The 10,449-nt window shown below is 59.6% G+C and carries 6 protein-coding genes; 3 read left to right on the plus strand and 3 right to left on the minus strand.

Annotation, left to right across the window (positions count from 1 at the left end):
• Nucleotides 1-367: 367 nt before the first annotated feature.
• The 3 genes from LLH00_11585 to LLH00_11595 form a co-directional block, all read right to left on the minus strand.
• Nucleotides 368-4,336, minus strand: coding sequence for a hypothetical protein (locus LLH00_11585; GenBank protein ID MCE5271907.1), 3,969 nt, complete (start codon nucleotides 4,334-4,336; stop codon nucleotides 368-370).
• A 104-nt stretch (nucleotides 4,337-4,440) separates the two neighbouring features.
• Complete coding sequence (locus tag LLH00_11590; GenBank protein ID MCE5271908.1) at nucleotides 4,441-5,844, minus strand: FapA family protein; 1,404 nt, start codon at nucleotides 5,842-5,844, stop codon at nucleotides 4,441-4,443.
• Between the two features lie 232 nt (nucleotides 5,845-6,076).
• A complete protein-coding gene (locus LLH00_11595; GenBank protein MCE5271909.1) occupies nucleotides 6,077-6,298 on the minus strand; it encodes a hypothetical protein in 222 nt (73 codons plus the stop codon).
• Nucleotides 6,299-6,414: 116 nt separating this feature from the next.
• On the opposite strand from LLH00_11595, the gene LLH00_11600 reads away from it, so the two are divergent.
• The 3 genes from LLH00_11600 to LLH00_11610 all read left to right on the plus strand — a co-directional run bounded on the left by LLH00_11600 (nucleotide 6,415) and on the right by LLH00_11610 (nucleotide 10,443).
• A complete protein-coding gene (locus tag LLH00_11600) occupies nucleotides 6,415-7,344 on the plus strand; it encodes an SDR family oxidoreductase (protein ID MCE5271910.1) in 930 nt (309 codons plus the stop codon).
• A gap of 143 nt (nucleotides 7,345-7,487) precedes the next feature.
• On the plus strand, nucleotides 7,488-8,597 hold the full coding sequence (gene menC / locus LLH00_11605) for an o-succinylbenzoate synthase (GenBank protein MCE5271911.1): 1,110 nt from the start codon (nucleotides 7,488-7,490) through the stop codon (nucleotides 8,595-8,597).
• Nucleotides 8,598-9,264: 667 nt separating this feature from the next.
• Entirely contained in the window at nucleotides 9,265-10,443 is a 1,179-nt protein-coding gene (locus LLH00_11610; GenBank protein ID MCE5271912.1) for an IS4 family transposase, read from the plus strand.
• Nucleotides 10,444-10,449: the final 6 nt, after the last annotated feature.

Genomic DNA, 10,449 nt, shown 5'->3' on the forward strand with positions numbered 1-10,449 from the left:
CTTGCCCGAAAGGACCAAAGGGCGTGGGGGCCGCGAACTCGTCCCGGCCACATCTCCCCTTCAATCTGTAGTGTTCGCGGCTCTTTGATTCCGCTCCCGTGTTGCAGCGGCGGCGCTGACGCGAATCGCCGCCGCACCTTGCGGCTTTTTCAAACCATTTTGTTTCGCAAGCTTTTACGCGCTGCCCCGGCGGGAGGCTCAGACAGGCGCGGCCCCCGAAACAGGCGGCCTGGAAGCCGCTGGAAGGTCACAAAGACTGTTTAACCTAACCACATTATTATCACACGAGTCCTATTCACAAGCTCCAACAAGGCGAATCCCCCTCGATCCCCCTTTGGGAAAGGGGGAGGCCAGGGCCCGGCCGGGCTCAAATCCCCTCGCTCAGCTTGCGCAGGCGCTCGATGTCCATGCCGGGGCGGTAGACCTGGCTGACCACATTTTCGGCAAAGGCGTTCTCGGCCGCCCGCACCCAGTCGCGCACTTCCTCGCCCCGCTCGACAAGCTTCTTCACCTCCTCGGCCAGTTGCGGGTTGCCGCAACCCTCGGCGGCGCGCAGCGTGCTCTCGGTGAACTTGCGGAACAGGGGAAGGTCGCGGTCCTCGGTCTTGACGTGGCTCATCATGTAGAACAGCTCGTTGACCAGCACCTGGTACTTTTTCTTGCGCTCGGCGTTGAAATCCAGCTTGGCCAGGCCGAGGATGCGCTGGACCAGGCCCTCCAGGGCCACGTAGACCCGTCCCCTCACCACCAGGATCTTGTACTCCAGCGACAGCGGGTCGTCGTATTTCTGCAGCTCCTGGCAGAACCCGATCAGGGTCTTGTCGGCGTTGGTCTGACTGCGGGCTAGGTCGGCGCTGCGTTTCTGCTTCAGGTAGTTGGCGTTGTACTCGTTCACGCAGTTGCGCACGCTTTCCACCGAGGGCGCGATGCGCTTGACCGCCTCGATCTCCTTGCCGAACACCGACTTGTTCTTGTTCAGGTCCTTGATCATCTCGAGCAGCTCGCCCACCACCGAGCCGATCACCCGCAGGATGTCGTCCAGGCGCTCGGGGTCGAAGGTGATGCTGTTTTCCTTGTCCGGGACGAAGAAGGCGTGGAGCTGGCCCAGGGCGCCCGAGATTTTCTGGGTCATGCGCTCGGCGAACTCCTCGAACATGGTCTTCTCGGGCACGTGCTGCTTGGAGGCGGTCAGCTTTTCGCGGAACTGCTCGCCGCGGCCCACCAGGTGGTCGGCCAGCTGGTCGGCGATGGAGATCACGGCGTGCAGCATCTTGGGCACGTCGTTGAGCGTGATCAGCGGCACGTCCATCTTGCCGAACACCGAGGCGCTGATCTTCTCCTCGCCCTCGGGCTTCCAGACCGTGTATTCCTCGCCGCTCTCGACCACGGTGGGGGCTTTCTTGAGCGTGCCGGCGATGTTCTGCAGCGGGATGATCAGCTTGCGGTCGAGCAGCTCGCGGGCCAGCACGTTGAGGTAGATGCGCAGGTCGTTGGGGTGCTGGCAGCTCTGGATGACGAGCTGGCTGCGCTTCAGGCGGTTGATCTCGGCCAGGGCGGCGCTGATGTTCATGCTCATGGCGTCGCGCAGGCCGGTCGGAATTTTCGGGCTTTCCAGCTTGATCCCGCGCGAGTTGCGCGCCAGGGTGTTGATCACGGCCTCGATGTGCTCGACAATCTTCTTGGTTGCCTCGATCTGCTCCACCTTGACCAGCCCGGCCCGGCTGCTCAGCTGTTTCTGGGCGATCAGCTCGATCAGGCCCTGCAGGGTGACCACATAGGTGCTGTTCAGGGTGACCAGGATCGAGTGTATCTCGTAGAGCGGGACCTCCACGTTCTCCTTTTCCACCTCCACCTGTTCCTCGATGACCTCGACCCGCTGAAGGGCCTCCCGGCTTTTCTGCAGCACGCTGTCGGTCTTGCGCATCAGCTGGGCCACATCCTGCTGTTCCTCGCTCAGGGAGTGGACTATGTCGCGGATGAAATAACCGGCCGAGCGGATGTTGGAGACGATCTGGTCGCGGCGCATGATCGGCACGCGCCTCTCGTAGCCCTCCTCGCGCAGGCGCGCGAAGAAATGGGTGATGTTCTCCAGGGACTCGTTCAGGTGCACCACGCTGCGCCGGCTGACCTTGCGCGCCTCCGAGGGCGCGGCGTCCGGGTCGAAATCGCTGTCGATCATCAGGTGACGGTATTTCTCGTCGAAAGCGCGCTCCTCCTCGGTCCGCACGCGCTCGGCCTGGGCCTCGCGGTCCTCCTCCTCCTCGCCGCTGTCGCCGGCCTCCTGGAGCAGCACCTGCAACTCGAACCCGATCTTGGGGAACAGCTCCTTGACTCCCTCCTCCAGCAGAAGGGCGTAGTTGCCGCCGCCCTCCTCGCCCACCGACCCCGTCTCGCCGCTGGCGCTCAGCCCGCTGGTGTACTGCGACTCCAGACGGCGCTTGTCCAGCTCGCCCACCTGGAACAGCTCGGTGGCCTCCAGTATCCGCTGGAGGATGTATTTCTCCAGCTCGGCCACCCGTTCCATGAACCGGGCGGTGTGCTCGTGGATGGTCTTGTGCTCCTTCTCCTTCTCACCCTCCATCAGGTTGAACATGATCGGGCTGACAAGAAGGGCCATCCCGCCGAAACAGAACTTGATCAGCGGATAGGTGCGCGCAACCCAGGAATACTGCTTGACCTTGACATGGTGGTCCTTATCGCGCTCGTAGGCCGGGTTGCAGTCGGCGCAGCGGGCCTCGAAATCGGGCTTGTCGAAGCTGAGGATAAGGTTCTCGAACTCCTTGTTGATGTAGCGCGCCGCCTCGATGTAAGTCAGGCCCTTGTTGGACAGGGTGCGCTGGGTCACGTCCAGGCTCTCGCCGGTGGAGCCGCGCGCGCTGATCTCCACCTCCGATTCGCCCGCCCGCTGGATCGTGATCTGCCCGGCGGCGAGCTGGGTCAGGAACTGGACCACGTCGATGGGGCTGATGAAAGCGGCGAGCTTCTCGCGCTCTTTGTTGTCGGTCAGGTTGCTCAGGCCGTGGGCCACCCGGAAAGCCTGGAGCTGCTGGAACAGGTTGATCGAGCCCTCGCTCAGCGCCTGGCGCAGGAAAGCCAGGTGGCCGGAGATCTGAGTGTCGAACGACAACTCACGCATGAACTTGTTCAGGCTGTCCATCTTCACCTGGGAGCGTATCTCCTGGGCGATGATCTCCATGTTGCTGCGGCTGACCTCGGTGCGGATGCCGGGGCGCAGGAATTTCTTGAGCAGTGTGTTGCCCTCCTCCACGCTCTTGCGCTCGGCCAGCATGCGGTTGAGCTGGTAGATCTGGCGGATGAGCTGGAAGAGCTTTTCCCGGCGGCGGTCCACGCTGATCGAGCCGGTGTCTTTCTCCTCCATCGGACCGGCGGCAGCCTGCTCGACATATTTCTGCTCCAGCTCCTGCGGCGATAGCCCCAGGGTCTGGATGGATTCGCGTACTTCCTGGCTCCCCCGGGGGTTCCAGGGGGCGTGACGGTTGATCATGCGGCTGAGCATGAAAAACACCAGGTTGTCCGGCTCGTTGAAACTGCGGCTGGCCCACTGGTTGCGGTACCAGTTCAGGCTGGCCAGAAAGATCAGTTTCTCGATGAGCGTCAGATCCTCCATCTCCTCGGCCAGGTCGAGGGACTCCAGCTTGAGCTGAGCGATGAACGCGTCCTCGATGAACCCCTTGCCGGTGAGGATCGAGTTGGCATAGCCCATTTTCTGTTCGAGGGAGTGGAAGAAGTCGCGCACCGTGCGGGCGGCCTCTTGTTTCAGCTCGTCGTCCATCGGCTGGCTGATCAGGCTTTCGAGCTGCTTGCAGGTGATACGCACCTGCTCGATCACCTTGAGTTCCTCGCGGTAGCGCACCAGGCGATCCTTCTCCTCCTCGGCCGCCTTGCGGGCGCTGGGGATGCGGCGGCGGATCTCGTACTGCTTCTCATCCCCGTTGAGCTGCACCCGCAGGCGCTGGCTGATCACCGTGAAGTCGCGTTCCTCGCTCTGGCCGTGGCGCAGACGGAGCAGGCCGTTCTCGGCCAGCGACTCCATCAGGCGGTCCATCTGCTTGATTTTCTCATCGCGGCGCGCCAGGTGCGGGTTCTGCTTGAGCCGCACCAGGGCCTGGGTGATCAGGGTGAGGGGCTCTTTCTTTTCGGTGGTGTAGAAACTGCCGAAGACTTTTTCGAGGAAGGTCCTGACGCGGGTGAATATCAGGCGCTTGTCCTGGAGGGCCACGATCTCGTACTTGCGGGTGCGCTCGATCAGGTCATCCAGAAGGTCATCACCGGCGAGCTCGCGCTCGTCCATTATTTTCGCTATTTCGAGGCCCATCTCTCTCCAACGGGCGTTAAGCCCGAAACACCCCGGGTGCTTTCGTGCTGCCGCCGGGGTGTCTGAGGTTCATATTGTCAGGCAAATGAATGCAGCACCGCCGCTCAAGCCCCGGAGACTATCTCCCCGCGGATTTCACGCAGAGTCTGGTTCTCCGCCTGCTCGTTGATCACGCGGGTGAACTTGCCGATCGTCACTTTCACTCCGGGGAACAGGGTGCGGTGCACTTTGACATGCGCCTCCTTGTGGCGGGCGATGTCCTGCTGAATACGGTGCGCCTCCTGCTCCAGCTCCGACTGGTACTTAGGATAATATCGGCTGGTTTCCTGCAACCTTTCGAACAGGGTCTGGTGCTCGGCGCTCAGTTGGCCTTTCATCTTGGTCTTGAGGACCGAGAAATTGTAGAGCGCCTTTTTCACCTTGTCCTGGTTCTCTTTCACCGTCTTCAGCTCGTCGTCGATCTCCTTCAGACGGTCGAGGAGCTTGAAATCGACTCCCACGGTCACTTCCGTGGCGGTATAGCTGGTGCTGCCCAGGACCGTGGTGTCGATATTGCACTCGGCCTCGATCCGGCCACCCATGATCACGCCCTTGCGGCTGTTGGCGATGACATTTCCGCAGACCCGCACCATGCTGTGCATCAGCTCGCCGCCCACATTCAGGTTGCCGCCGCAGACCACGTTCTGCCCGTGGACATACTTGACCGTCAGGTCGCCGGTGGTTTTGATCAGGCCCTTGCCCCGGCCGATGAAGCCTTTCTTGACCAGGGCGCTGCCCTCGACATCCACCTCCGAGTCCTCCACGCAGCCGCCCACCTCCAGATCACCCACCACGTGCACCTTGAACCCGGCCTTGATATCTCCGCCGATAGCCAGGGAGCCGACAAAATCCACGTTGCCTGTGTTGAAATCCACGTCCCCCTTGATGATCAGGCGGGGCTGGACCTCCACCAGGTTGGTCTTGTTGAGCGAGACACAGCCGTTTTCAGCCGCGATCAGCAGGTTGGGGTCTTCGGGGGAGATTTCGGTCTGCGGGCCCTGGGGCAGCAGCCTTTCCCGTCCGCTTTTCGCCTCGACCCGGGCCCCGGTGACAGTCTCCCCCGCCACACCCTCGGTGGCGGGATGCAGGAGGCAGAGCTGGTCGCCCTTGCTGATCGAGGTGAAAATGGAGACATCGTGGTAGTCTATCCGCCCGTCCGTGTCTTCCTTGGGCTGGAACTCGCGCTTGTAGTCGAAGAAATACTCTATCCAGGCATCCTGGCCGTTCCGGGGCGGTGTGCTCTCGGCGACCAGGACCTCCTGGTCGAAACGGCCCTCGTCGAACAACTGCTTGAGCCTGTCCTGGCGCAGCCCGCGCACCACTCCGGCCTTGCGCAGGGCTGTCATGGCGTCGCCGATGGTCAGCGGCGACTCCATCTTGCCCTCGGGGGTCAGGAACGGAACGTTGATATAACACTCGGTGTCACTATTTCTGTAGCCAATTTTTATCTTTTTCCATTCATCAGCCACGGCTCGCCTCTGTCACAGCGTTGTGTTTATAATTATCGATCTGTTTAATAATCCGTGTCTGGCAAAAACGTGCTGCAACTATCCACGAAAATCACGCATTAAGGCATCCCGGCCAACACCGGGTCTATTATTTTACAGGCTAACTCGATTAATTGCAACAAATAATTACCGTTCAAAACTCCTGCGCGCGCCCGCCGGCCTCCTTCCCATTGACAGGCGCGCCGGGAATCTCTTATTTTGAATCCGGATCGGTTTGCCTTGCCCGCGCTGCCCGGGCGTGAATCATCAGGGCCAGCCAGAGCAGGGACGCCACCCAGAACACGCTGCGCAGGGTCAGGCGGGCGACCACAGACAGGGCCGCGCCCAGCCAGGATTCGAGCAACACATCCGCCAGGCCGGAGCCGATCACCAGCAGCACCAGCAGGTTACGTACACGGTTCAACCATTTGAGCATATCAATCTCCCCGGAACAGTCCCCGGCTCCCCCGAACTCCACCGCGCAGTGCGGAGGCCCTCCCGGTGCAGCGGGACCGGGACAGCCGGCTCAACCCGAGCATGGAGCAACCAAAGATGCGCATTCTGGTCACCGGCGGGGCCGGGTTCCTCGGTTCTCACCTCTGCGACTACCTGGTCGAAAAAAATCACGATGTAATCTGCATCGACAACCTGATTACAGGCAACATTGAAAACATCAGCCACCTGATGGGCCACGAGCGGTTCCGGTTCATCCGCTACGATGTCACCGAGTACATGTTCATCCCCGGGCGGCTGGACGCGATCCTGCATTTCGCCTCGCCCGCCTCGCCGGTGGACTACCTCGAATACCCGATCCAGACCCTCAAGGTGGGCAGCCTGGGCACGCACAAGGCCTTGGGCCTGGCCCGCGAGAAAGGCGCCCGCTTTTTGCTCGCCTCCACCAGCGAGGTCTACGGCGACCCGCTGGTCCACCCGCAGACCGAGGACTACTGGGGTAACGTGAACCCGATCGGCCCGCGCGGGGTGTACGACGAGGCCAAGCGTTTCGCCGAGGCGATCAGCATGGCCTACCAGCGCACCCACGGGGTCGAGGTGCGGATCGTACGAATTTTCAACACCTATGGTCCGCGCATGCGCATGAACGACGGCCGGGTGGTGCCCAATTTCATCAAGCAAGCCCTCTGCGGCGAGCCGATCACCGTGTTCGGCGACGGCAGCCAGACCCGCTCGTTCTGCTACTGGTCCGACCTGGTCGAGGGCCTCTACCGCCTGCTGCTCTCGGAGGCGGACGGCCCGGTCAATATCGGCAACCCCACCGAGCACTCCATCCTGCAGTTCGCCGAGCGGATTATCGAGTTGACCGGCAGCAGCAGCCAGATCATCCACAAGCGCCTGCCCGAGGATGACCCCAAGGTGCGCCGTCCCGACATCACCCGCGCCCGCAAGCTCCTGGGCTGGGAGCCGAAGGTCGACCTGGACGAGGGGCTGCGGCGCACAATCGACTATTTCCGCGGCAAGGTCTGACCGCGGGGAGGCCTGTCCCGGGAAATTTACCCGCGGAGCGGTACGCTTGTCCAGTTCCACGGTCAACCGGTTCCGGATTTCATCGGTTTTCATCTACAGAGCGGTTCGTTTCGGCGTTGGTTCAGTCCGAGGGAGTGCAAAAAATGCTTATCTCAAAGCTCGAAGTGTTCCACCTGCGCCTTCCCCTGCTCCATCATTTCGAGATCAGCAGCGGGCGCCTGACCCACATAGATTCGATCCTGGTGCGCCTGCGCGGAGAGGGCGACGAGGGCTGGGGCGAGGCCCCGCCCTGGAACACACCTATCTACGGCCATGAGACCGCCGAGACCGCGTTCCATATGGTGCGTGACATTTTCGCCCCCGAGGTGGTGGGGCGGCGCTTCGACACGCCCGGGAGTATCAACGCGGTGCTGGGCCAGTTCCGGGGCAACGGGTTCGCCAAGGCGGCCCTGGAGACCGCCTGGTGGGTGCTGGAGGCCCGCCTCAAGGGCAAGCCCCTGCACGAAACCCTCGGCGGAGATAAAAACAAGATTGTCGGCTGCGGCAACAGCCTGGGGATAGAGGACACCCCGGAGCAACTGCTGGATGCCGTGCAGGCCTCGCTGGATATGGGGTTCCAGCGGATCAAGATCAAGGTGAAACACGGCTGGGACCTCAAGATTCTGGACAAGGTGCGCGGCCGGTTCCCGGCCATCGCCCTGCAGGTGGATGCCAACAGCGCCTATTCGCTGGAGGATATCGACACCCTGCGGCATTTCGATGACTACGGCCTGGTGCAGATCGAGCAGCCGTTGGCCTATGACGACCTGATCGACCACGCCACGCTTCAGGCCGAGCTCAAGACCCCAATCTGTCTGGACGAGTCGATCAAGTCGGCCGAGGACGCGCGCAAGGCGGCGCAGATCAAGGCCTGCAGAATAATCAACATCAAGATTTCGCGGGTGGGCGGCCTCTACGAGGCGATCAAGATTCACGATGTCTGCGCCTCCAGCGGCATCCCCTGCTGGGTCGGAGGGATGCTGGAGAGCGCTATCGGCGAGTCGATCTGCATCGAGTTCGCCTCCCTGCCCAATATCAAGCTGCCCAGCGATATAATGCCGAGTTGCCGTTTCTACCGGCCCGACATCACCGAGCCGGAGAACGTGATGTCGCGCCAGGGCACCTACCAGCTTTCACAGCAGCCTGGGATCGGGCACAACCCGGTCTGGGAGCGGGTCGAATCCTTCACGGTCAAGCGCTGGGAATCGAGCTGAGCGGCTTGTCCGAATCAGTTTCGTACCAAAGAAGGGGCACGGCGCGCGCCGTGCCCCTGAAGATACAACTGGATCGCCAAAGCCAAGAACCCCCGCCGCTGGGCCGCCACCGGAACAGCGAAACGGGATTTCCCCCGCGGCGTGCCCGTCTGGGCTGTCGAGCGTTTCTGTCGTCAGGTGGTCAACTTCTAGGAGGGCGGCCGACTCGCCGATGTCTCCGGCATCCTCTGGGACTTCATCCAGGAGGGGAAGTGATGTGGTACTTCTGGGAAAAGTGGAAACTTAAGCGGTCGCTTGCTCGTGCAGAAAAGTATGGTCGAAGAATAAAAAAAATAAATAGCACAATGCCCCCCAATAAACGCATCTGTTGTGGCTGTGAATCAGAAGTAACATTAAGCAAACAGGGATCATTTATTTGTCCATACTGTGGAGAGTTAAATCTTTATGACTTCAACTATAATTGCCGCATCCCAAGAGCACGAAAAAGTTTATTTACTCGTGTGCGCCATTTCTTTGGTTATTTGATTGCATCTGTCGGCTGGGTAAACCTTATAGGTAGCACCCAGTAGTGTCCGGTTAAGGTAGAAAAAAAGCGGGCTAACCCTATTTCTTATTAGATTTGAAGCGCCAACCGCAAATCTGAATAAGAAAACAGGAGGTTAGCCCGATGACAAGGAATACAGTATTCGGTCAGGTTATGCAACTTATTTCTCGTCCGGGATTCAAGAACAGTGTTGAGAAGTATTCTGGAGACAAGCGTACGCGCTGTTTCAGTTGTTGGCAGCAGCTCACGGTGCTTTTGTATTCGCAGGCCAGGGGACTGAAGAGCTTGCGCGATATAGCGGTAAGCCTGCGCAGCCAGCAGCGGAAGTGGTATCACCTGGGTCTGGAGAGTGTCTCGCGCAGCACTCTTGCCGATGCGAACAACAAGCGCAGCTCGGATATATACAAGGCTGTGTTTTACGATGTTCTGGGCAAATGCCAGAGCCTGGCTCCAGGCCATAAGTTCAGGTTCAAGAACCCGCTTTACAGCATGGATTCCACGCTGGTAAAGCTTTGTTTGACGGTGTTCCCCTGGGCGGACTACCAGAAGCGCAAGGGGGCAATGAAGATACATACTCTTCTTGACCACAACGGCTGTCTGCCCTCGTTCATCACGCTGACCACGGCCAGATGCAACGATGTAAGAGTGGTAAACGATGAGAGTTATAATTTTCCGGTCCTTCCACCGGACAGCATAATCACGGTAGACCGCGGCTATTACGACTTTAAGTGGTTACATTCTCTACAGTTAAACCGCGTATTTTTTATCACCAGGGCCAAGACGAACCTTGGATACGAAGTAGCCGGACAGCAGGAAGTGCCCAAAAACAAGGGCATCCTCTCCGATCAGATTATACGGTTCACCGGCTACCGCCAGCAAAGGGCATATCCTGAGACCTTGAGGCGGATCACTTTTTATGACAAAAAAAGAAATGTAGAACTGGTTTTTATCACCAACAACTTCAAACTGGCGGCTTCCACGATTGCCGAGCTGTATAAACACCGCTGGCAGATAGAGTTATTCTTCAAATGGATCAAGCAGAACCTCAAAATTAAAACGTTCCTCGGCGCCAGCGAAAACGCCGTGATGACTCAAATCTGGGCCGCGATGATTTACTATCTTCTGCTCACGTTTATCAAGTTCCAGACCCGCTATGCCTACTCCTTGCATGAACTGACAAAGGTCATCGGCGAGCTGTTGATGGAACATGTTGATATTATTGAAGTTCTAAGAATCAAGTTCGACAAGCTCAAATTACTTAAACCAAATCAACCTCAATTGGCTCTATCCCTTAAATTTTAACCGGAC

It is taken from the genome of bacterium (assembly GCA_021372515.1).
In the GTDB taxonomy this organism is placed as follows: Bacteria; Gemmatimonadota; Glassbacteria; order GWA2-58-10; family GWA2-58-10; genus JAJFUG01.

What these genes read in the sequence shown, in the direction of transcription:
- LLH00_11585 (MCE5271907.1), bottom strand. Translation starts at nt 4,336, where the DNA reads ATGGGCCTCGAAATAGCGAAAATAATGGACGAGCGCGAGCTCGCCGGT.
- LLH00_11595 (MCE5271909.1), bottom strand. Translation starts at nt 6,298, where the DNA reads ATGCTCAAATGGTTGAACCGTGTACGTAACCTGCTGGTGCTGCTGGTG.
- LLH00_11600 (MCE5271910.1), top strand. Translation starts at nt 6,415, where the DNA reads ATGCGCATTCTGGTCACCGGCGGGGCCGGGTTCCTCGGTTCTCACCTC.
- menC (MCE5271911.1), top strand. Translation starts at nt 7,488, where the DNA reads ATGCTTATCTCAAAGCTCGAAGTGTTCCACCTGCGCCTTCCCCTGCTC.
- LLH00_11610 (MCE5271912.1), top strand. Translation starts at nt 9,265, where the DNA reads ATGACAAGGAATACAGTATTCGGTCAGGTTATGCAACTTATTTCTCGT.